The following is a 22,443-nucleotide window of genomic DNA, read 5'->3' on the forward strand; positions in this document are numbered from 1 at the left end:
AATTTGCCTTTTCGTCAGTATATTTCGACTTATTTCAATCTTTTACCTTCATCAAATCCATGCTTATTTCGTCCAAGATTTATCGATTCACCTTCTTACTCAGCCTCTTCTCCCTCCTGCTAACCATCGCCTGTGGCGGCGGTGATGGGGATGACGAACCGGAGCCAACCGCAGAAGGCATTTTGATCAACGAAATAGTGGCCTCCGGTGATGATTGGATTGAATTGTACAACGCGCTGGAAACCAGCAAAGACCTGAGTGGCTATACTATTTCGGATAGCGGCAATGAATATGAATTGCCTGCCGGCACCACCATTGCGGCCAGGGGATTTGTGGTGCTGCTCTGCAATGATCTCGGAACAGGCCTCAATACCAACTTCAAGCTTTCGTCAAGTGGAGAATCGGTGTCCCTGAAAAATGCCGAAGGGACTCTTATTGATCAAGTGGAATTCCCCAATCTGGACAATGGTCAGTCCTATGCCAGATTCCCGGATGGTGCGGATCTTTGGCAGATCACCGGTGTTACCACTCAAGGAGAATCCAACGGGTCGGATGGAGCTCCGGCCATCAATTCCATCTCCAGATCTCCACTCGTGCCAGCATTGAATGAAAATGTGGTCGTCACTGCCGAGTTGATTTCAACCACTGGTGTGGCTTCAGTAAAGTTGTTTCATCGCTTCAATGGCAGTGCCTTCTCGGAGGTGGCCATGACGCTTCAAAGCGGAACCTCTTACACTGGCACAATCCCGGGAATGGCCACAGAAGGGACTGTGGAGTATTACGTGGAAGCAGTAGGAACTAACGGATCATCTTCATTCAAGCCTGCCTCTGCGCCGGATAATACTGACGATTATTTACTCAATACAGATCCCCTGCCCCAGTTGGTCATCAATGAATTTATGGCCAGCAATACCTCCTGTTGTCCGGATACCGATAGTGGAGAGGATGAGTTTGACGACTGGATAGAAATCCACAACCTGGGCGCTACTGCAGTGAATCTTGCAGACATGTATTTCTCAGACGATAAAGACAATCCTTTCGGCGATAAAATCAGTGATGATGACGCTGCTGCCACTACCATTCCTGCGGGTGGTTATCTGGTGTTTTGGGCAGACGGATCCACCAGCCAGGGACCCACTCACCTCAATTTTAGCTTGAGCGCAGATGGCGAAGATGTCGGGTTGTTTTACATCGATGGACGTACCATTGACGCCTACACCTTTGGCGCCCAAAGCGAGAATGTCTCATGGGGACGAATCACAGATGGTGGCGACACCTGGGGAGCGCAGGCTACCCCCACACCGGGCCAGGCCAATCAATGATGGCTGAACAGGGTTCATAACACCAGGGAAAGGCTGCTACCAGGGTATAAAATAAGTGATTTTTTAGGATCATGTAATATTTGTGTGGCGTACATTAAATGGTAATATTTTGCAAACCGAATTAATCCTCTTGTAATTCAGAAAAGTAGTAACGCAAAGGAGGGCGGGGCATCCAAGGCAAGTGTGAATCATTTTGACTCCAAAAAATTCCCAAAAAAAGCTCAAACCAGATGAGTCGAAATGATTTTTTGCGTTGGTGCCTTTTCTTTTGCTTCGTTTTCTTTGGGCAAGCAATAGAAAATGAAGGTAAGTAGCCAGTCAATTGGATTGAGGTAAATAAGGTATCAGATCACTATCTCACAATCCATCTTTAATGCAATCTCCCCACAGGAATTCCGCATGATCCATTTTTCAGACCGATTTTGCGAGGGACGTAACTAAGGATTACGTCTAAATAATCAAACAAATAAGGAAATGAAAGATACAAATTAAAACAATCGCACTTGGAGCAATGGCCTTCTTGATCGTGTCATGTGCTTCACAGAAAAATCAGACCAGTAGCAATGACCAAAGACCTTCGGGTCAGCAGGCTGGTCGTCAGCAGGGACCGCCAAGTTTCTCTCAGCTCATCGCTGAAATGGACGCCAACGAGGATGGTAAACTGGCCAAAAGCGAGGTGAAAGGGCCCCTGGCCAATGATTTCTCAAAAATTGACACCAACAGTGACGGGTTTCTTTCAGAAAGTGAATTGAAAAATGCCCATGCGCCACAGAGAGGCGGCCCAAGAAACTAAGCAACCCGTATTTCATCACACTCCCATCCCCGACTTGTCGGGGATTTTTTTTGTTTTCCCTGCACTCAGTTGAATACCAGCTGCTGGGTGGCAAAATCGGTCAATCCTCTTTAAACACGCAATATCGCTTCCAGAAAACCCATATTTTCGCCTTTGTTTTTCACAATAAGCACCGGAATGTCCGACTCATGAAATACCAGTTTTTCCGCCATAGAGCCGATCAAAATAGAAGAAGCAGTGGTTCTTCCCCGGGAGCCTATGGCGATGATATCCGCCCCAAACTCAATAGCTCGCGCATGTACCAGCTTCTCATTTTCATCCAGCTTTGAAGAAAGGAAGGAACACTCCAGGTCACCCGAAAACTGATGATCTTTCTGAAATTTGGCACATTCATTCCTGGCATGACCTCTGATGATCTCATCAAATTCCTCATACGTTTTTCCGATCTTATAATATCCTGTAGGCACGTTGTAGATATGCACCAAAGCCATGTCTTTCGGTGATTTTTTTGTCAGCACTTCTGCCTGATGCACCGCAAGTGCAGAATGCCTTGAAAAGTCGACAGGGATCAATACTTTTTTGATTTCAGGTCTAAAGTTTTCGGGTACGAGTAAAAGCGAACATGGGCACTTTCTGGCGATGTGACTGGAAACCAGGCCGGAACCTTTCAGACTCTTCTTCCTTCCCATCACGATCAAGTCCACAGACTTTACTTTGGCCAATTTCAAAATCTTATCAATAGGAGCCCCATCCTTAACGATGCATTCTGTTTTAACTTCAGACCCCTGAAAATACTGGCCAACCTTTTGCTCTATTTCTGCCTGAATACTTTCATCAAGCGGGGCCATCAAAGTAGGATACTTTTGGATAAGTTCCTCCGGAAATTCAAGGGTTTTGGCCACATGCAAAAAGAAAATTCGCTCAATAGGGAGGATTTTGCTGATCATGGCCGCATACCGGATCACATGTTCATCCATTTCTGTAAGATCGAGGGTAACGAGTGCTACCTGGTAAGAATGATGTTTGAAAGCTTCCATAGTGTTAAGAGATTCGTTGTACAACCATTATTTTAATATCAGCAAAGGTATGGGGCTGTGAAAGGTCATTTTTTCTGTTAAGCTCTCGTTAAAAAGTCGCTCGATGAAAGAATAACTCTTTGGGAGTATGGTGATCAGATCGACCTTATGGGCCAGACTGTATTCCACCAGGCCTTCTTCCACACTGTGGTGGTAGGTAAAATGAAAGTCTGATTTCACTTCTTCCAGCTGTTTGAGAATGACCTCTCGATTATCAAGTTCCTGCCTGATCATATTTTTCGCATCACGATTCAATGTAATCACATCCACAGTCAGCTCCATTTCCTTAGCCAAACTAATCAAAAACTGAATTTCCCGATTCACTGTGGAAGTACTGTAGTCACTGGCCAGGCCTACTTTTTTCAGGCGCTTGAGTGACGTTTTATCTGGAATGACAAATACGGGCACGTCTACTCTTTTGATAATCTTTGCTGTTTTTGTTCCCCAGATTTCATCAAAACCCTTAGCTCCTTTGGTGGCCATGACCAGTAGATCAATCGCTTCGTTCTGAGCAGTCCCCACAATGTTATCCAACGAAAGGCCCCGCTCTTTTCTGAATTCATGAGGCACCCTGTTCAACCCCGGGTGCTCTTTAAGGAGTTTTGCGAACTTTCTGTCAATGCTTTTTTCAAGTTTATCGGGGTGATCTTCATAGTCTTCCTCAGCGATGAGGCGATGATACACGTGCAGTATGAGCAATCGACCACCCATCCGGTCCGCCAGGTAAATCGCCTGTTCCAAGGCATTTCCTGCTCTTTCTGAAAAATCTGTAGGTACTAGAATGTTTTTTAGTGTTTTCATGATTGAAGCCGTTAAGTGAATAATCTGAAAATCCAATGATAAAGGCAAACCCTCTGATTAATCATGACATTACCCGTTGTACATCTATGAGATAAATCAGGTGACTGATCACAGTCAGACCAGTCTCGGAAACAGGGTGAAGGCTTAACAAAGAGATCAATAAATTTTTAAAAGGAGCAGGATTCATTGGAAGATAACATTGGAAGCCCCATCTCCTCCCCAAAAATTATCTTTAATTTGGGAGAACGGACCCAACGCCTATGATACCATCAGAATTTGAGCGATACGAGCAAATGGAAAAGGAACAGCTACCAGTCCCTAAGCATAAACTTCACAAATGGACCCATTTTGCCGGGTTGTACGCCGCAGAACATGTCGCTGCCACAGAGTTTGTCATTGGTGCCACTTTCATCAGTTATGATCACCCAAAAGTGGCGACTCACTTAGCAAAATTCTAAAAATCGCTCATCTCCAAAATCAGACAAAGGCAGCTCAAAAAAAAATGCCGGGCCAAAGCCCGGCATTCCACTAACACCATGAAAAGTAATATGAAGAAGTAATGAATGTTAAGGATTCTGCTTGATCAAAGGATTGTTAGCTATTTCATTGGATGGAATGAAGTAGATGTTTCGCGGATCATCCCATGGAATCACCTGAGTAGTCTGCCCTTCATCCAGATGCATCCCCGGATAGCTTCGATCAATGTTCATCTTATTTCTGACCAGATCAGTCAACCTAAAACCCTCCCAGGCCAGCTCTAGTCTCCGCTCGTGCAAGACCACCTCCAAAGCAGATGCAAATCCCTTCAGGTCTGTGGTGGTATAGAGCGCTGTACCTGTCAGCCCGGCACGCTCTCTGATCACATTTACATCCGCTATGGCTTGAGCAGCATTATTCAGATGAGCATAAGCTTCTGCCCTGTTCAGGTACACCTCGCCCAGTCTAATCAGCTGTGGGGAGTTGAGGGTAACCACACCGTCCTGGTAAGAAAACTTGGTGATGAAGTATTTGGGAAATCCATTGCGTTCCTTCACCGTCACTCCATCCGGCTCAAGGTCCGGCACAATAAAGTCATTACGAATGTCATCCGGATATTGCAAAAGGAAATCTCTCAGCGGCTCAGAGGCGTATACCTCGCCCCAACCCTGCCCCTGATCCGTAAGATACATGGAGCCAATAGAAGCCGAAGCATGATCATCCTGCAGCAGGTGTGCCACCAGGAAGATGGCCTCCTCAGATTCCGACCCATTCCAGAATGAATTGAGATAATCAGCTCTGGAAACCAGTGAAAAATCATCACCATCGATCACTTTATCGGCATAGTCGATGGCATCCTGCCACTGCTCCATGTGCAGATACACTCTGCTAAGCAAGGCCTGAGCAGCGCCTTCCGACGCATAGGCTGATCCACGACCGCCAGACATTAACTCTTCAGCTTTCAGCAAGTCTGCCTCCACCTGGGCGTAGCACTGGCCCACGGTAGATCGGGCTTCGGTTGGCTCATCAGCAAGAGAGGTCTTAAGGATGATCCCCGGGTTATCCACCCCATGACTGTAAGGCAGTGCAAACAGCTTCAACAGACTCAGGTGCAACAAGCCTCTGAGAAAGTAATTCTCTCCGAGCAATTGTCGGAAATTGTCAGACGAAGACTCATCTACGGCACCAATAATCTGATTGCAGCCATTGATGGCCCGGTAGGAGGAAAACCACACATAGCTGGTGTTTTCCATCGTAGCGATGTGCTCTCTGGTGAAAGCATAAAAGAGTGGATCTGTAGTAGACCCGCTGATCATCACATTATCACTAGGAAACTCCGACAGCTGGTGGTCATTGCGCACCCAGTAGTTAGCCGTATATTCCTTGTTGTCATATACAATCAATTTTTTGAGCATGGCATAGTTGCCATTGGTGGCGGCCACGAGACCTTCATAGTTGCTAGCCAGCGACTCGTTTACAATACCATCGCTGGGAAGCTGATCCAGCTCACAGGCGGTCAATATCGAAAGGGAGATGAGCAATATATAAAATCGTTTCATGTCTGTTCTTTTTAAAATCTTGCGGTCAATTTCATCAAATACTGCTTGCTGATAGGGTATTTGAAATCCTGAAAACCAGGAAGTTCAAATGCGGCCACAGAAACCCTCGCTTCAGGATCCAATCCTGAGAATTTGGTCCAGGTATAGAGGTTATCACCACTCAGACCCAGGTTAAGGCTCTGCAACTTCAGCGCATTGCACACGGACTGTGGGAAGCTGTAAGTCAGCGACACGTTTCTCAACCTAATGTAGCTGCCGTCTTCCAGGTATCTGGACGAAGGTGCATTAGAGAGTTTATTTCCCCCACGCTTAGGCAATGGATGGGTAGCATCGTCTCCGGGCTTTTCCCATCGGCTCCAGCCATCCTGCAGCTCCATCATGTTGTATTCGGTATAGGCTCCGTCATTGTCAAAAAGCTGTCGGGCACTGTGATACACCTTATTTCCATACTGGTAGCTGAGTAACACACTCAACGAAAATCCTTTGTAGCTCACGGAGTTGGTCCACCCGCCATACAGTTTGGGCAGTACGCTTCCCACTCGCTGAAACTCCGCTTCGTTATAGTTGGACGTAGCCTCTCTGGACACTACATTCCCACTGGCGTCACGGTTGACTTTTTCCCAAAGGGGATCACCATTGGCCGGATCCACACCCAACCATTTCGGTAAATACCACTGTCTCAACTCCTCTCCCACTGCGGAGATCTGATTCACATCTGTACCGAAAAGCAACTGATCAGTATCAGCAAACTTGAGGTTCTCGCTCTGGTTGAAGGCCACGTTGTATGAAGAGGTCCAGTTGATTCCATTGCCTTTAAAAATGTCAGCAGAAATAGCCGCTTCCACTCCTTGATTTCTGATCTCACCCACATTTCTTGCTTGTATCTCAAAACCGGTAGACAGTGGCAACTGCACGTCTAACAGGAGATCGGTTGTGGTGTTATTGTAGTAATCAAAGGTGGCGTTGATCCTGTTGAAGAAAGTAAGGTCCACACCGATGTTTCTCGAAACCAGTGTTTCCCACGTGATATTGTTATTGGCCAGCAAGGGAATAGTGGCCGCAGGAATGCCATTGTACTGGTCTGAAAGATCGTAGTATGACAGGTACGGGAACGAATTGGAACCCACATTATCATTACCTACCTCCCCATAGCTACCCCGCACCTTCAGGAAGGAGATCACATTGTTGTAGACAAAAAAGTCTTCAGAACTAACAATCCATGAAGCGGAAGCTCCGGGAAAATACCCCCATCTGCTTTCGGGTCCGAATTTGGAAGAAGCATCCGCTCTAAATACTCCTGTCACGAAGTATTTTCCTCCGTATGAGTAACTCATTTCAGATAAGTAGGAAAGTCTCGTTCCCGTCACGTTATTTCCATAGATACTCACAGGCTCGGATGCCGCCCCGATCACATTCAGACCAATAGGTATGTTTCGGGCGCTCGCCCCCAAGTTTTCGTAGTAATAATAATTACCCTCTGCACCGATAAAGCCACCTACAGTATGTTTACCAAAACTCTTCTCGCCTCTTAAAATCAAAGTGGAAATGGCATCCTTGGAAGCAGCTGTAGAGGTACTAATAGACCCTTTAGAGGCTTTCCCCTCGCGGGTTCTGGGATCATAGAAAGACTCATAACGCCCATGGGAAATCGAAACCCTGTTTCTGGACTCTATAGAAAGCCAGTCTGTAAGGTCTATGTTCAGAAAAGCATTACCCGAAAAATCAAGTCCTTTTGAATTGTTGTAGTTGTATTGTGCAGAGTGAAGCACATTTTTGCTATCACGTCCGTACCATTCCTCAGAGCTGGTGTTATCGATGTACTTGATCGATCCATCATCACTATAAGGGCTGTCCCAGGGCAGGTACAGGAAAGGATCGTATCTCCAGTCCCAAAAATCCTGATTACGCTCACTGCTAATCAGGGAAAGATTGGTTTTGAGGGACACATTCTCTTTCAGTTGGAAGTTGAGGTTGGTACGTAAACTCATGCGCTCATAACCAGTCTCCAGCAGCGTGCCATCCTCCTGATAGTAGTCACCGGACACCGCGTAGGTCATTTTATCGGTACCCCCACGAGCAGACAGGTAGTAATTTTGCAGTACCCCACGCTTAAATGATTCATCCAGCCAGTTGAAATCCCTATCTCTCAAGTCCTCGGGTCTCACCTTCAGGAAATTGACCCGTTCGTCTCCCCACATGATTTCCTGCAGGTCATAAAGATCAGAACCATTCATCATACTGAAATTGCCTGTGGTGATTTCTTTAACTCCCACAGACGTGGAAAACTCAATCACCGGATCTCCCTTTCCTTGTTTGGTAGTCACAATCAGCACCCCACCTGACGCCAGCGATCCGTAAAGTGAAGTAGCAGCGGCATCCTTCAATACTGTCACAGAAGCCACATCATTGGGCTGATAAGTACCCCCGATGATCCCATCTACCACCACGAGCGGAGCCCTGTCGGCAGTGAGCGAGTTTACACCTCTGATCCTGATCTCAGCAGGCTCCCCGGGTGAGCCACTGCTGGTGGTCACACTCACACCTGCCACCTTGCCCTGTAGCATGCTTTCAATATTCGAACTGGTGACATTCTTCAGGTCCTTCTCACCAATGGTAGTGGCAGAAGCTGTAAGCTCCCTTCTGGATTTCTCTGAATACCCCATCACGACCACTTCCGACAGTTCAGCGATATCTACCGTCATCGTCATATCTATCCTGGACTGATTATTCACAGGCACTCGCTGCGACTCGAAGCCCACAAACGAAAAGATCAGCACATCGTCCGGCGCTGCCTGAATGGTGTAATTACCATCCAGATCAGTAATAGATCCTGTAGTGCCTCCTTCAATTAACACCGTTGCTCCCGGAATGGCTTCACCATCCTCAGCAATCACTTTGCCTTTGATCACCGACTGTGCGCCTGCCAAAAACGAGACAAACAACAATGCCGAAATCACCAGACCTTTCTTTAGAGTAAATCGCTTAATCATTTGAGAATATTTTAGATACTTTCAATTCCTTATTTTTAACGTAAAAGCAAATTAATAAATAAATAATTAACTTTCAATTACTTTCATTAAGATTTATACATTTTGCCTTTTCTTTCTATTATTACAATGTTAATGAGTTCAATTCACACTAACTATCTCCTTATATGACCATCAAAAGTTCCTGGTTTTTCTATGCGCTCGTCACCACCATCTTCTGGGGAGTTTGGGGAGCCATCATTGAAATCCCCGAAAAAAACGGGTTCCCAGCTACCATGGGCTACATTGCCTGGGCCATCACCATGATCCCCTGCGCGTTCGTAGCCCTGCGTCTCATCAGATGGAAGCTGGACACCAGTCTCTCAGCCATCGTATTAGGTTCCATTGTAGGGCTAGCCGGAGCAGGTGGTCAGTTACTACTCTTTCAGGCATTGAGAGAAGGGCCCGCATACATCATCTTTCCCATTGTCTCCTTATATCCGGTACTCACCATCGTGCTGTCTATGGCCATTTTGAAAGAAAATGCCACGACTAAACAATATATAGGTATAGTCACAGCCCTGATCGCCATATTCCTGCTGTCCTACTCCGACGGAGAAACCACCAGCATGGTGGGATACGCATGGCTACTGCTCTCCACCTGTGTATTCGTACTTTGGGGGCTGCAGGCCTTTGTGATGAAGTTCTCCAATGAACGAATGAAAGCCGAAAGCATCTTTTTCTATATGATGACCGCTGCAGTGGCGCTAAGTCCTGTAGCCTTTGCCATGACTGACCCTGCCACACCGATCAATTATGGATTCTCTGGTGGTGGCATGGCTTTGTTGATTCATTTCCTCAACTCCATCGGCGCGCTCACACTGGTGTATGCCCTTCGTTATGGCAAAGCGATCATCGTGGTACCCATGACCGGGCTCTCCCCGGTGATTACCATTATCCTCTCACTACTGATTTATGCTGTTTGGCCACAAACCACCCTACTGGTCGGTATTGCCTTCGCTGTGGTTGCCATATATTTAATCTCAGAGTAACATTTCCTTATGATTTGATCATAATAAGAAAGATGCCTCTCAATAACAAAATGAATAATAGCTATAAACTTTTTTTATATTTCGTTTGCTTTCGTTTTTAAAAGTACATAACTTTCGAAACCTATTTAAATCATTTAATTTAATAGAAGGGAAACATTGAAGTGTATTAAACCTTAAAACTTAAAAACTAATGAAGACTCAATCCTTTAAAAAACTAATGCTCCTGGGCCTGACAGCAGGCTTAGCTGGTCTGTTCTCATGTGGTGAAGATGAAGCCAAGACTCCTTTGCCTGTGGCCGATTTCACCTTCACGCTTGAAGGCAAAACAGTAACCGTAGTAAATGCTTCTACTGACGCGGAAACACAAACATGGGATTTTGGTGATGGCGCAACATCTACCGACCTCAACCCTTCACATACGTACGAAGCTAATGGTAGCTATATCGTTAAGCTCACAGTAACCAACGAAACCGGTTCGGATGACAAAAGTGAGGTATTGGAAGTGATCAACATCCAAATTGATGGTGACCTTAGTGACTGGGACGATGTACCCGCACTGGCCACTTATGGTGATGGTGAGGCTGGATCTTTCCTGGAAGTGAAAGTAGAAAACCTTGAGGATGACAAGCTTTTCATCTATGTGAAAACCACCTCTGCGTCAAACGGATTCATTGATCTATTCATGAACTCTGATAACGATGATGCTACGGGTTTTGCTTCATGGATGTATCCTACTACTCCAGGATTCGACATTTTGGTAGAAGGTTATGCCATTTCTCAGAGTGCTGTTGAAGCGGAGTTGTTCTTTGGCAACTACGATGACGCTACTGCTGGTGAGGACAAGACTGCTTGGGCATGGACTGCTCTTACACCTAGCGCCAACTTCTTTAAGACCATAGAGTTACAGTCTGCAGGAGCTAACAAAGCTTACGAGTTTTCAGTGGATCTGTCAGAATTCCCTCCTGCAGCCGCAGCTTCAGGATCTGTGAAATTCTTCCTGATCGATGTGGATGCTCCTGATGGCGCCGGTTCTGACTGGGCATGGTTAGGAAACGCTCCAGCTGGCTATGGCGAAGAAACCTCTGCAGCCTTCACTTATACATTGAAATAATTTTTTCCAGTTTTCATATTTGAGGCTGTCTCAGGAGTAACCGAACATTCATCGGCTTTTGAGATAGCCTCTTTTTTATAATAGATCCTATGTCCCCGATTCAGAGAATAGTTACTTGTTCACTTCTATTCATTGCCCTCACAGGTTATAGCCAGACGGTCACCTATACTTCAGACGAAAGTGTGATTGCTAACCCGGAAAGAGGCTTCTATCATCATACCGAAGTACACACCGGACAGTATGAAAACCTGAACACCGAAACACTCAAAGGATACCGAACCAATGAGGGCATCACGCAAATCCTGCGGGTGTTCTACCTGGAGAACTTTCGGGAAAGTCCTATTTCAGGTGACTACCTGAATAATATGCGTCGGGATTTCGCTATCGCCAGATCAGCGGGAATCAAGGTAATTGTCAGATTTGCCTATTCGCAGGGAACCACGGCGCCCTACAACGACGCGCGACCCGAGTTTGTCCAAACGCATATCGATCAGCTCAAACCCGTACTTCGCGAAAACGCAGATGTGATTGCCGTAATGCAGGCAGGATTTATCGGCACATGGGGAGAGTGGTATTACACTGACCATTTCGCAAACTCTCCCGGTCAAATCAGCACCGAAGACTGGGAAAACCGACGACAGGTGGTCTACAGCTTACTGGACGCCCTACCAGATGACCGAATGGTCCAATTGAGAACTCCGGGATACAAATTCACGATTTTTGACAGCCAGGAACCACTCAACGAAACCACTGCTTTTTCCGGCAGCTATGCCAGCAGGGTGGGTCATCACAATGACTGCTTTGTCGCTTCATCCAGTGACTTTGGCACATACGTGAACCCTGGAATAGAAAAGCCTTACCTGCGGGAAGAAACCCGCTTCACGCCTATGGGCGGGGAAACATGCGCCCTGGCCTCCCCTTACTCAGATTGCGAAAACAGTCTTTCGGACCTGGAGCAGTTTCATTGGTCCTATTTGAACATTGACTATAACCGTCAGGTATTAAGCGAATGGGACAACCAAGGCTGCTTTGACGAAGTAGAACTCCGCCTGGGTTATCGCTTCAAAATGATCGCCGGCACTTTCACAACCGCCACCAAACCAAGTGGCAAATTTGCTTTTTCACTGACCCTGCAAAACGATGGCTTCAGCAATCCCTATAATCCCCGGTTGATTGAAGTGATCTTAAAGAACACTACCACAGATGCAGAGTACCTCATACAGCCGGATGAAAACATTAAACTCTGGCCACTTAATGAAGCCTTTAACCTCACCTTTGAGGCGGGCATTCCGGCGGATATGACCGATGGTGATTACCAACTCTATCTCAACCTACCGGATCCTTATCCCTCACTTTACAAAAACCCGGCCTACGCCATCCGTTTGGCCAATGAAAGCACCTGGGACAGCGAAACCGGGTACAACAACCTGCTAAGCACTGTTTCCATTTCAGCCAGCAACAGCTCCGAAGATTATACAGGTTCGGACTACTTTACCCCCAGACTTACCCAAAGCACCATCGAGGTGGAAGGCGCTGACCAAATATTTGGTGCTGCCAGCAACAATGCCACTCTGACCTATTGGGGCCGACAGAGCAACGACCTGATGCGCGTAATAGAAAGATCCACAGATACTGGATCTTTCGAAACCATTGCTTCCATCAGTGCAGCACAGGATTACTTTCTGGACCTGAATGTTGCCCCGGGAACCAATTACACGTATCGCTACTATCTGAGCAGCGCCACAGGCAGCACGTCACCTTCGGCTGAAATCACCCTGACCTTGAGTGAGGAGAGCTACCCCACCATTGTGATTGACGGTGAATCATCAGACTGGAACACCATTACTCCAGTGAGCAGCACCGTATCTGATGCTGAAGCCAAAGTCCTAAGGGTCTTTTTTGGGGCACAGAGTGCCTTTGTACTTCTGGAAGGTGAAGCAAATAACTACAGCATCTACCTGGATACTGACAATGATCTTTCTACCGGATTTCAGGATAACACGGGCCCACTTTCGGGAATGGATTATCAGCTGACAGAGAATGGACTTTCGGAGTATTCTTCCAATCAATGGACGACCACCAATGCCAGCATCAACAAAGCAACCGGTGATAAAACCACCGAGCTGTCCATACCACTCGATGCACTGGAAAACCTGGGGGATAACCGAAACCTGCGGATCTATGCATCCCTCAACAATGGCACTGCGCTTTTATCAAACACCGAAGGTCAACCGACCAACCTTTACAGAGCATTACCACCGGCCATTCCCGGCGATTTTTCAGTGAGAAACTCTACGGAACTCCCCGAAACACGACTGGTGGTTTCATGGAGCGCCTGTGCCAACTGCCTCGGATATACACTGGAGCGATCTCAGGATGGTGAAACATTTGACCTCATCGGGACCTACGATACTTCTGTGAGCCTCATCAGAGATGACAACCTCACCAACATGGTGACTTACTACTATCGAATAGCGTCCTACAATGAACTTGGAACATCCGCATACTCTGAAACAGTGAACGCTACTACTGGCGTTATCCAGCTGAGCACTCAGCCGGAGCTTCCAGTCCTCTTTCCCAACCCCGCGCAAGACAGGCTTTTCATCAGTACTCTGTACGATCAATTTGCCATTTATTCGCTGGATGGAGCACTGATCTCTAAAGGTGACTACCAGAAAAGCATAGACTTGCGCATGCTGCGGGCCGGAATGTACGTATTGCACATTCAAACCGAAGAGGGAAGCAAGCAACTAAAGTTTGTGAGGAAATAAGATTAGGCAATAATCACCTTTACCCCGGCATCTTCCAGCCGCTTCCGGTCATCATCAGAGAGCTTATCGTCTGTCACCACAATGTCAATCTTATCGATCGGGCATATGAAGGCGAAGCTCTTCTTTTTGAACTTACTGGAATCAGCCAGGAGGATCACTTCATTAGCGATCTCAATCATGAGTTCATTGATGTGAGCCTCCTCTATGTTGGGTGTGTAAAGTCCTGTTTTGGTATCAAATCCATCTACACCCAGGAATGCCTTGTCCACATAAAAGTTTTTGAGGCTCCGCTCTGCCAGTGGCCCTACCAGCGATTGGGAGTTTTTTCGTAGGTACCCTCCTGGAATGGTCAGATTCACCCCGGGGTGGCTAATCAAAAGCGTAGCAATATTCAAAGCATTAGTGATCACTGTCAGGTCCTCTATCTCTGTAAGGTTCTTCACCATCTCCGCAGTGGTGGTACCAGAGTCGATCAAGACAATCTCCGAGTTCTTAATCAGCTTTGCCGCAGCCCTTCCGATCCGTACTTTCTCCTGATAGTTGATCTTATCTTTCTCTGAGAGGTTGTAATCTACCCCTACCCGTCCCTCAATTTTCATCGCTCCACCTCGCGCTCTGATCAGCAGGCTTTTCTGCTCCAGTTGATCCAGATCGTTCCGGATAGTAACTTCACTCACTCCAAATTTGGCACTCAACTCATCTACATAGACCTGCCCCTCACTATTGATGGCATTTAAGATCTCATTTCTGCGAGACACGGTTGAATTTCTGGTATTGATAGGCATTTTGATATGGGTTTAAAGCAAGATAGAAAATATTCGCATGCTAAAGCAAGCTTCAATAACAAATGAAACTTTTCAAAAGATTAAAAACATATTAAATAAGTATTTGAAAGTTTAAGTTTTATTTTTATTTTTGATTTCAGGTATTATAAAAGCTTACATAAGAATTTCATCCCATAGAATATATGCAATATTTAGGACTAGAAATAGAGAATCTGAAGTCACTGGGCGCCATCGACACGGCCAGGGAAATCAGTCAACAGCCAGAGATTTGGTTAAAAATTTGGGACTTAATAAAAAATCAGCAAAAAGCACTTAGCTCCTTCATTCAGGATCATCAATATGATAAAATCATCCTGACCGGAGCTGGTACCAGTGCATACATAGGCGAATCTTTGGAAGGCACTTTTTATCGAAACCTTCACCACAATGTAACGGCCATCCCTACCACTCATTTGGTTTCACATCCTTATGATTACTTATCTGGAAATGAAAGCATCCTCCTGATCTCTTTCGCAAGGTCGGGCAACAGTCCGGAGAGTAAGGCCGCTGTGAAACTTGCAGACAACATCAGTAAAACCTGCCACCATCTGATCATCACCTGCAACATGGAGGGGGACCTGGCCACTTATGAGTCCAAAAACAAGAAATACATTCTTTTACTGCCCAAAGAAACAAACGACAAGAGCCTGGCCATGACCAGTAGCTACACCAGCATGTTGCTTTCGGGCCTGCTCCTTTCCAGACTCAATGAGCTGGATGAGCTCAAGGCTCAAGTGCAGCTGGCGAGCGATTACGCCAAAGGTATCCTCACCGATCACCTCAACGAAATCAAAGAAATCGCAGACCTTCCATTCAAAAGAGCCGTTTTTCTGGGATCAGGACCTCTACTGGGCACGGCCACAGAATCTCAGCTGAAACTTCAGGAACTCACCGATGGCAGCATCATCTGTAAGCACGAATCGTTTCTCGGCTTTCGCCACGGACCAAAGGCCGTAGTGGATAATGAAACACTGATCGTATTCATCCTTTCCAACAGCACCTATGCCAGCAAGTATGAGCATGATTTAATGTTTGCCATGGACAAAGGCAAAAAAGCCCTCGCTATGGTGGCGATTGCGGAACGGATAGATTTCGACATTCCTGTGGACTACAAAATCAGTCACACACAGAATGGATTGCATCTGGAAGAAGATTTTATGACCTTGCCTGGTGTGGTACCGGGTCAGCTGCTCGGCTTCTTCAAATCGCTGAGCCTGGGACTGATGCCCGACCAACCCTCTACCAGTGGAGCCATCTCCCGTGTGGTGCAGGGTGTGAATATTTATGATTTACCTTAAAAACAGTCTCTGATGTACGATGTATTAGTGGTAGGTGAACTCAATGTGGACATTATCCTGAACCGGATCGATGGCTTCCCGGAGGTAGGCAAAGAGAAGCTTTCGAAAGACCTGCGGGTGGTATTGGGAAGCAGCTCGGCCATTTTCGCCAGCAATCTGGCTACCCTGGGCGCTCAGGTGGCCTTTGTGGGCAAAATAGGCAAGGATCAGTTTGGTCAGTTGGTAGAAACCTCCCTGAAACAAAAAGGAGTGGGGACACAATTTCTGGTTCATACAAATGACCACCAGACGGGCGCAACCGTGGTACTCAACTATGACATGGACCGTGCCATGGTCACCTACCCCGGCGCGATGGAGCACCTCACAGAAAAAGAAGTGCGCAACGACATCCTGACGGAAGCCAGGCACCTGCACGTGAGCTCCGTCTTTCTGCAGCCCAACCTGAAGAAGAACCTGGTACAGCTCATGGAGCGAGCCAAGTCATTTGGCCTCACCACCTCTCTGGATCCGCAGTGGGATCCGGCAGAGCAGTGGGACCTCAACCTGCAGGAGCTTTTGCCAGTGGTGGATGTCTTCCTGCCCAACCGATCGGAGCTGAAGCACCTCACCAAAACCAACTCGGTACACCATGGCATAGACGCCATCAGGGACTTTGCCAATATCGTAGCTGTAAAAGACGGAGAGAATGGTGCCATCCTCTACCACGAAGGGGAAACCATCCGCAAGCCAGCTTACCTCAACAAAGAGGTGGCAGACTGCATTGGTGCCGGCGACAGCTTTGATGCCGGCTTCATCTCCCAGTACATACAAGGCAAAGACCTGCAAACCTGCCTGGACTTTGCCAACCTGGTGGGCGCCGTGAATACCACAGAAGCCGGAGGTACCGCCGCCTTTCAAGACCTTAACAAAGTAAAATCAATCGCCAAAGAGCGGTTTTCATTTTCCATTTGAACGACCTATGAAACTACAGGATCAACTAGCCCTGAATAAAAAAGAAGGCAAAGCCCTACTGGCTACCAATTTCTACAATTTTGAGACCTTGTCAGCCGTACTCACTGCGGCCAAAGAGACCAATTCGGCGCTCATTCTCCAGCTTTCGGAGAGCTCTCTCCACTATATGGGCCTGGAAGTGGCCGCTCAAATGGCCAAAAGTGCCATCTCACAGTATGGTGTGCAGGCGTGGCTCCATATGGACCATGGTGGAGATGTCAACCTGGTGAAAGCCTGTCTGGATGCTGGTTTTGATTCTGTGATGATCGATGCCAGTGAGAAGCCTTTTGCTGAAAATGTAAAAATCACTCAGGAAATCGTGCGCTATGCAGAGCAGTTTGGTGCCAATGTGGAAGCGGAGCTCGGCTACATCGCCAAGCTGGGACAGGGACAGGACATGATCTACACCCAACCAGATGAAGCCCGCCGATTCGTGGAAGAAACCGGCATCAATGCCCTGGCAGTAGCTGTGGGTTCGGCGCATGGATTCTACAAAGAAACGCCGAAACTCCAGCTGGATCTGATTGCAGAAATCAACGCAGCCACCTCAGCCGCTCTGGTACTCCATGGCAGCTCGGGAATCCCTCACGATCAGGTACAGGAATCCATCCGCAGAGGGATTACCAAAATCAACCTGGCCACAGAGATCAAAAACATTTTCATGAAGAAACTTCAGGAAGTCCTCGCCGATTCGGATGAGATTGACCTGAGAAAAGTCTTTCCAAAGGCGACACAGGCAGCTACGGACCTGGTAAGTGAAAAGCTCAAAGTCATCAATTTCAGCTGATATGGGCCGGGCAGCATGGATCATTTTCTGGACAATGATCTCGGGCCAGCTACTGGCGCAATCTCCCGATAGCCTGTTGCTCAAAGATTACCAGCCCAGATCTATTTTCAATATTCCGGAAAGCAAAGTTACCAGGGCCCGTTTCCCGGTGATCGATATGCACTCACACCCGTATGCACTCACGGCTGCTGATTTGCAGCGGTGGATCATCAGCATGGATAGTGCCGGAATCGAGCAAACCATGATCCTCACCTATGCCACTGGTGCTGAATTTGACAGCCTACAGGAGGTTTATGGGGCTTTTGGGGAGCGCTTTCAGCTGTGGTGCGGATTTGACTATACGGGCTACAATGAGCCGGGATGGACGGAAAAGGCCATCAAAGAACTGGAGCGATGCCACAACCTGGGAGCCATAGGCGTAGGCGAACTGGGAGATAAAGGCCTGGGCCTCACCTATTCGCATCCCACGCCTGCCTACGGAATGCACATCAACGATCCCAGAATGCAACCGCTCCTAAAACGATGCGGCGAACTGGGCATGCCGGTGAATATCCACGTGGCTGAGCCCGCCTGGATGTATGAACCCATGGACGCCACCAACGACGGCCTCATGAACGGCTTCAAATGGCGCATCGATCAGCAACAGGAAGGCATCCTGCTACACGAAGCACTAATTCAGACCTTAGCAGAAGCCCTCAGGGCCAATCCCGGAACGACTTTTATCGCCTGCCATTTTGCCAACTGCAGTGCAGACCTATCCGTACTGGGCAGCCTTCTGGATCGCTTCCCCAACCTGTATGCAGACATCTCGGCCCGCTATGGTGAAACCGCCACGATCCCACGAACTATGGCTTCCTTTTACACTCAATATCAGGACCGCCTCCTTTTTGGTACCGACATGGGCAGCGAACCTGAGATGTATGAAATTGCATTCAGAATCCTGGAAACGGAAGATGAGCATTTCTACCAGCCAGCATACTTCAACTACCACTGGCCGCTCTATGGCTTTGGCCTGTCTGATTCCATCCTCAAAAAGCTCTACTATGAAAACGCTCAAAAAATACTGGACTAAGACATTCCTCCTCCTAGCGATCAGTGGATCATGGTCTTGTGCCGAAAAGGAGACCATCATCAGTAGCGGTGACCTCACATTGCGGGTCAACCACCAACTACATACATCTTTACAATCCACCAAAACGGACGCCAAAGGCCTGATGGAGGGCTTTCAGCCAACTGAGTACCTGATCCTCTCTGAAGAAAACCTGACTGACTTTGACCTTTCGGCCTACGAAGAAACATCCATCACCACAACCCTTGGGGAAGGGGTCAGACATTCCTTTTCCGGTAAAAACACAGCCACGGGCATCACCAAACAGCTTGTACTGACCGTCTATGAAGCTTTCCCGAACTTCATCACCACACAAGTGCGCTATGTCAATGAATCAGATCAGCCACTTACCTACAAAAGCTGGATCAACAATGGCTACCACCTCATTTCGCAGGACGAACCTCCTTTCTGGGCTTTTCAGGGGAGCAGCTCCGGTGCACGGGCAGACTGGATCAAACCAGTAAATTCCGGTTTTTATCAGGACAACTACCTGGGCATGAACAGCTCAGACTATGGCGGGGGCATCCCCGTCACGGACATCTGGAACAGAAGCGCAGGCATCGCCATAGGTCATACGGCCACCGCACCCAAGCTGGTGTCGCTGCCCACCGAGATGAAAGTGAACGAACGATCGCTCCGGGTAGGTGTTCGCGAGGACTTTGACTACCCCAGCTACCTGGCGCCTGGAGATACGCTCCAGACACTCGAAACTTTCGTAATGCTGCACTCCGGGGATTATTACAACGGCCTGCAGCAATACTCCGAGGTGATGCAGGCCAAGGGCATCAGCCTTCCACCGGCAGAGCCAGCGGCCTTTGAGCCCATCTGGTGTGCCTGGGGGTATGAGCGGGATTTTACCCTCGCAGAAGTGCTGGGCACCTTACCGAAAGTGAAAGCCCTGGGGATCAAATGGGCCGTGCTGGATGATGGATTTCAGCAGGCAGAGGGAGACTGGCATACCAACCAACAGAAGTTTCCCGGTGGCGACGAACAAATGAAGGACCTGGTGAAAACCATTCACAGTCATGGACTGAAAGCCAAACTGTGGTGGGCGCCCCTGGCCGCCGACCCGGGCAGCAAGCTCCTGACCAACCACCCCGATATGCGACTCTACCTTGAAGACTGGGCACCCCAATACATCACCTGGTGGGATGCCTACTACCTCTCACCCACCCATGCCAAGACCATTGCCCACACGCAGGAAGTCGTCGACCTGTTTCTGAATGAATGGGACTTTGACGGACTGAAAATGGATGGCCAGCATATGAATGCCGTGGCCCCGGACCACAACCCGCTCAGCGGGCTGGAAGACCCGACATTGGCGCCCGAAAAACTCCCCGAGTTCTTCAGGATTATTTATGAGCAAGCCCGTGACATCAAACCCGATGCGGTAGTTGAAAACTGCCCTTGTGGTACCTGTATGTCATTTTTCAATATGCCACATATGAATCAGGCGGTATCCTCAGACCCTACCTCCTCCTGGCAGATTCGCCTGAAAGGCAAAACTTACAAGGCCCTGATTCCGCAAACGGCCTACTACGGCGATCATGTGGAGCTGAGCGATGGCGGCAATGACTTTGCCAGCTCATTTGGAGTGGGCGCCGTGCTGGGCACCAAATTCACCTGGCCTGCAGACAATCCTACTGCCTCGGCGAGCTATCTGCTCACCCCCGAAAAGGAGCGCGTGTGGGCTCAGTGGTTTGACCTTTACAACCAAAAAATGCTCTCCAAAGAAACTTACCTGGGCGGCTTGTATGACATAGGGTATGACCTGCCGGAAACACACGTGATCCAAAAGGGAGACACGCTCCACTATGCCTTCTATGCCGCAGCGTGGGACGGACCGGTGACCCTTCGCGGACTGACAGCAGACACTTACGTGATCAACGACTACTTCCACGAGGTTTCTTTAGGCACGGTCACCAAAGAAGCACCCGAATTGAAGCTGAAATTCAGCAATTTTATTTTAATTGAAGCTTATCCTAAATAATCCATGCAGATCATTTTCCCTAGACCTTTTGCTATCGCTATAGACGACCTGGGCTGGATCAACGGCCAGAATGACGGAGAAAGTGGCTATGGGCCCTACCGGCTGGGCATGAACAGAAACATCACCCTGAAGGACTATGAGGCGGTGGTGGACCTGGCACAAAAAGCAGGTGTTCGCCTGCAGGGGCTGTTCATCCTGAGTGAGATGGACCGGGAAAACTTTCTGGGCGCCTATCCTACCACCACCCACATGCGTGAAAAGTGGAACAATGACGCACTCATCTCCGACTTGCAGTTGGATATCATGGAATTTGTAAAAAAGGAAGCTGCCCACCTTGAGTTTGGACTGCATGGAGTGGGACATGAGTTTTGGCCGGAAGCCGGAAAACGCAGACGTGCCGAATGGTACAACACCGTGGATCATCACCCCTGGCCGGAGGAAGAGATTCGCACCCATGTGGAATGCTACATCCGCATCCTGAAGCAGTACGGACTCTCGCAGGACAATGGTCATTCCTTCCCTGAAAGCTTTGTGCCCTGTGCCTACAGCTACCACTGGGACCCGGAGGGGCCTTACAGCTCGGGAAGCATCCTGAGTGACTATGGTGTGCGCTATGCCAACACGGATTTCACACAAATACCCGAATGCAACCCACCTGCCGAACCCAATGGTGGTGGTTTTGACCACCGGGTGCATGTGATGAACCGCTACAACTACGGCAACCTTTGGTATGAAATGGGCAAGCTGCCTACCACGCCGCTGGAGGCGCAGCCCACCGACTACATAGAAACCCACTGGCCCAACCTGCTGGCAGCCGAAGGCCAGTCGCAAAAAGACATCACTCAGCGCTGGGCTGATTACTACCAGGCCGTGCAAGCCACCAGAGATCGATATTGCGCCAAAAACACCGCCCAGATGCATTCGCAATGGCTCTACAATACCTACACGAAGGTAACGGAGGCCAGCACCGGGGTGGTGCAGATCGATAACACCCGGATGCCGGACCATGTATACCGTGGTTACTTCCCGGCCAACATGGTGCTGAAGGTGCCCCTAAAACCCGGTGAGCATGTCTCGGCAGCCACCATCGATGGGACGCCCATCCCGGCGTATATCGAACATGAGGGCTACGGTCACCTCTACCTGCCACAGCTCCTGCAAAAGACCTATGAGCTGAGGTACGAAACAGGCACTGTGCCCCTCCAGCAGGTGATCTGGCATGAAGACACCTGCACGATCTTCGAGCTGACGGTGCGCGAGGCTCTGACCAAAATAGACCTGTGCCTGTACGGCACCCAGGAGCTCAAACTGCGAAGCTCCCGCGAGCCGAAGCAGGTGGAGAGCAACAACCCCGCCATCAGCATCCTGCGCTGGGAAATGCAAGGGGATATGCTGGTGATCAAAGCGAAGGCCCACGACATTCAGGGAGAAATCGGGGCGATTATGGTGGAGTATTGATAAACCCCTTATTCAGGCGAGTGCTGACCTTTCTGTTGATGACAACAACCAACAGAGGAG

At 48.4% G+C, this 22,443-nt stretch carries 17 protein-coding genes; 12 read left to right on the forward strand and 5 right to left on the reverse strand.

Annotated elements, in window-relative coordinates:
- Window positions 1-59 precede the first annotated feature (59 nt).
- Both GV030_RS08665 and GV030_RS08670 read left to right on the forward strand, forming a co-directional pair.
- Window positions 60-1,322 (forward strand): lamin tail domain-containing protein, encoded by a 1,263-nt coding sequence (locus tag GV030_RS08665; RefSeq protein WP_159581794.1) that lies wholly within the window; start codon window positions 60-62, stop codon window positions 1,320-1,322.
- 511 nt (window positions 1,323-1,833) lie between these two features.
- Complete coding sequence (locus GV030_RS08670; protein ID WP_159581796.1) at window positions 1,834-2,115, forward strand: EF-hand domain-containing protein; 282 nt, start codon at window positions 1,834-1,836, stop codon at window positions 2,113-2,115.
- Window positions 2,116-2,225: 110 nt separating this feature from the next.
- On the opposite strand, the gene GV030_RS08675 is transcribed toward GV030_RS08670, so the two are convergent.
- Together GV030_RS08675 and GV030_RS08680 are read right to left on the reverse strand one after the other, a co-directional pair.
- The gene (locus GV030_RS08675; RefSeq protein ID WP_159581798.1) at window positions 2,226-3,152 is read right to left on the reverse strand and encodes a universal stress protein; all 927 of its coding nucleotides are present in this window, start codon (window positions 3,150-3,152) and stop codon (window positions 2,226-2,228) included.
- 27 nt (window positions 3,153-3,179) lie between these two features.
- Complete coding sequence (locus GV030_RS08680; protein WP_159581800.1) at window positions 3,180-3,992, reverse strand: universal stress protein; 813 nt, start codon at window positions 3,990-3,992, stop codon at window positions 3,180-3,182.
- 260 nt (window positions 3,993-4,252) lie between these two features.
- On the opposite strand from GV030_RS08680, the gene GV030_RS08685 reads away from it, so the two are divergent.
- Window positions 4,253-4,450 (forward strand): hypothetical protein, encoded by a 198-nt coding sequence (locus GV030_RS08685; RefSeq protein ID WP_159581802.1) that lies wholly within the window; start codon window positions 4,253-4,255, stop codon window positions 4,448-4,450.
- A gap of 108 nt (window positions 4,451-4,558) precedes the next feature.
- On the opposite strand, the gene GV030_RS08690 is transcribed toward GV030_RS08685, so the two are convergent.
- Both GV030_RS08690 and GV030_RS08695 read right to left on the reverse strand, forming a co-directional pair.
- Window positions 4,559-6,028, reverse strand: a complete 1,470-nt coding sequence (locus tag GV030_RS08690; protein WP_159581804.1) for a RagB/SusD family nutrient uptake outer membrane protein — start codon at window positions 6,026-6,028, stop codon at window positions 4,559-4,561.
- An 11-nt stretch (window positions 6,029-6,039) separates the two neighbouring features.
- Entirely contained in the window at window positions 6,040-9,018 is a 2,979-nt protein-coding gene (locus GV030_RS08695; RefSeq protein ID WP_159581805.1) for a TonB-dependent receptor, read from the reverse strand.
- Window positions 9,019-9,182: 164 nt separating this feature from the next.
- Here GV030_RS08695 and GV030_RS08700 point away from each other — a divergent pair, with 164 nt between their 5' ends.
- The 3 genes from GV030_RS08700 (at window position 9,183) to GV030_RS08710 (ending at window position 13,928) form a co-directional block, all read left to right on the forward strand.
- Window positions 9,183-10,046 carry an EamA family transporter gene (locus GV030_RS08700; RefSeq protein WP_159581806.1) on the forward strand — a complete coding sequence of 288 codons (864 nt, stop codon included), beginning with the start codon at window positions 9,183-9,185 and terminating at the stop codon, window positions 10,044-10,046.
- Between the two features lie 190 nt (window positions 10,047-10,236).
- Complete coding sequence (locus GV030_RS08705; RefSeq protein ID WP_159581807.1) at window positions 10,237-11,157, forward strand: PKD domain-containing protein; 921 nt, start codon at window positions 10,237-10,239, stop codon at window positions 11,155-11,157.
- 89 nt (window positions 11,158-11,246) lie between these two features.
- Complete coding sequence (locus GV030_RS08710; RefSeq protein ID WP_159581808.1) at window positions 11,247-13,928, forward strand: DUF4832 domain-containing protein; 2,682 nt, start codon at window positions 11,247-11,249, stop codon at window positions 13,926-13,928.
- A gap of 2 nt (window positions 13,929-13,930) precedes the next feature.
- Here GV030_RS08710 and agaR read toward each other — a convergent pair whose 3' ends face one another.
- On the reverse strand, window positions 13,931-14,713 hold the full coding sequence (agaR, locus tag GV030_RS08715; RefSeq protein WP_159581809.1) for a transcriptional repressor AgaR: 783 nt from the start codon (window positions 14,711-14,713) through the stop codon (window positions 13,931-13,933).
- 182 nt (window positions 14,714-14,895) lie between these two features.
- Here agaR and GV030_RS08720 point away from each other — a divergent pair, with 182 nt between their 5' ends.
- The 6 genes from GV030_RS08720 to GV030_RS08745 are packed head-to-tail and all read left to right on the forward strand — an operon-like array spanning window position 14,896 to window position 22,383.
- The gene (locus GV030_RS08720; protein ID WP_159581810.1) at window positions 14,896-16,050 is read left to right on the forward strand and encodes an SIS domain-containing protein; all 1,155 of its coding nucleotides are present in this window, start codon (window positions 14,896-14,898) and stop codon (window positions 16,048-16,050) included.
- A 12-nt stretch (window positions 16,051-16,062) separates the two neighbouring features.
- Window positions 16,063-17,001 carry a carbohydrate kinase family protein gene (locus tag GV030_RS08725; RefSeq protein WP_159581811.1) on the forward strand — a complete coding sequence of 313 codons (939 nt, stop codon included), beginning with the start codon at window positions 16,063-16,065 and terminating at the stop codon, window positions 16,999-17,001.
- A gap of 7 nt (window positions 17,002-17,008) precedes the next feature.
- A complete protein-coding gene (locus GV030_RS08730; RefSeq protein WP_159581812.1) occupies window positions 17,009-17,827 on the forward strand; it encodes a class II fructose-bisphosphate aldolase in 819 nt (272 codons plus the stop codon).
- Window position 17,828: 1 nt separating this feature from the next.
- Complete coding sequence (locus tag GV030_RS08735) at window positions 17,829-18,899, forward strand: amidohydrolase family protein (RefSeq protein WP_159581813.1); 1,071 nt, start codon at window positions 17,829-17,831, stop codon at window positions 18,897-18,899.
- Entirely contained in the window at window positions 18,871-20,925 is a 2,055-nt protein-coding gene (locus GV030_RS08740) for a glycoside hydrolase family 36 protein (RefSeq protein WP_159581814.1), read from the forward strand. Before GV030_RS08735 ends, GV030_RS08740 begins: the two co-directional genes overlap by 29 nt.
- A 3-nt stretch (window positions 20,926-20,928) precedes the next feature.
- Window positions 20,929-22,383 carry a hypothetical protein gene (locus tag GV030_RS08745; RefSeq protein ID WP_159581816.1) on the forward strand — a complete coding sequence of 485 codons (1,455 nt, stop codon included), beginning with the start codon at window positions 20,929-20,931 and terminating at the stop codon, window positions 22,381-22,383.
- Window positions 22,384-22,443 lie beyond the last annotated feature (60 nt).

Source organism: Marinoscillum sp. 108 (genome assembly GCF_902506655.1).
Taxonomy (GTDB): domain Bacteria; phylum Bacteroidota; class Bacteroidia; order Cytophagales; family Cyclobacteriaceae; genus Marinoscillum; species Marinoscillum luteum.

Coding starts and splice junctions, on each gene's coding strand:
- GV030_RS08665 (WP_159581794.1), top strand. CDS start 60: ATGCTTATTTCGTCCAAGATTTATCGATTCACCTTCTTACTCAGCCTC.
- GV030_RS08740 (WP_159581814.1), top strand. CDS start 18,871: ATGAAAACGCTCAAAAAATACTGGACTAAGACATTCCTCCTCCTAGCG.
- GV030_RS08685 (WP_159581802.1), top strand. CDS start 4,253: ATGATACCATCAGAATTTGAGCGATACGAGCAAATGGAAAAGGAACAG.
- GV030_RS08700 (WP_159581806.1), top strand. CDS start 9,183: ATGACCATCAAAAGTTCCTGGTTTTTCTATGCGCTCGTCACCACCATC.
- GV030_RS08680 (WP_159581800.1), bottom strand. CDS start 3,992: ATGAAAACACTAAAAAACATTCTAGTACCTACAGATTTTTCAGAAAGA.
- agaR (WP_159581809.1), bottom strand. CDS start 14,713: ATGCCTATCAATACCAGAAATTCAACCGTGTCTCGCAGAAATGAGATC.
- GV030_RS08695 (WP_159581805.1), bottom strand. CDS start 9,018: ATGATTAAGCGATTTACTCTAAAGAAAGGTCTGGTGATTTCGGCATTG.
- GV030_RS08675 (WP_159581798.1), bottom strand. CDS start 3,152: ATGGAAGCTTTCAAACATCATTCTTACCAGGTAGCACTCGTTACCCTC.
- GV030_RS08735 (WP_159581813.1), top strand. CDS start 17,829: ATGGGCCGGGCAGCATGGATCATTTTCTGGACAATGATCTCGGGCCAG.
- GV030_RS08725 (WP_159581811.1), top strand. CDS start 16,063: ATGTACGATGTATTAGTGGTAGGTGAACTCAATGTGGACATTATCCTG.
- GV030_RS08690 (WP_159581804.1), bottom strand. CDS start 6,028: ATGAAACGATTTTATATATTGCTCATCTCCCTTTCGATATTGACCGCC.
- GV030_RS08745 (WP_159581816.1), top strand. CDS start 20,929: ATGCAGATCATTTTCCCTAGACCTTTTGCTATCGCTATAGACGACCTG.
- GV030_RS08705 (WP_159581807.1), top strand. CDS start 10,237: ATGAAGACTCAATCCTTTAAAAAACTAATGCTCCTGGGCCTGACAGCA.
- GV030_RS08730 (WP_159581812.1), top strand. CDS start 17,009: ATGAAACTACAGGATCAACTAGCCCTGAATAAAAAAGAAGGCAAAGCC.
- GV030_RS08720 (WP_159581810.1), top strand. CDS start 14,896: ATGCAATATTTAGGACTAGAAATAGAGAATCTGAAGTCACTGGGCGCC.
- GV030_RS08710 (WP_159581808.1), top strand. CDS start 11,247: ATGTCCCCGATTCAGAGAATAGTTACTTGTTCACTTCTATTCATTGCC.
- GV030_RS08670 (WP_159581796.1), top strand. CDS start 1,834: ATGGCCTTCTTGATCGTGTCATGTGCTTCACAGAAAAATCAGACCAGT.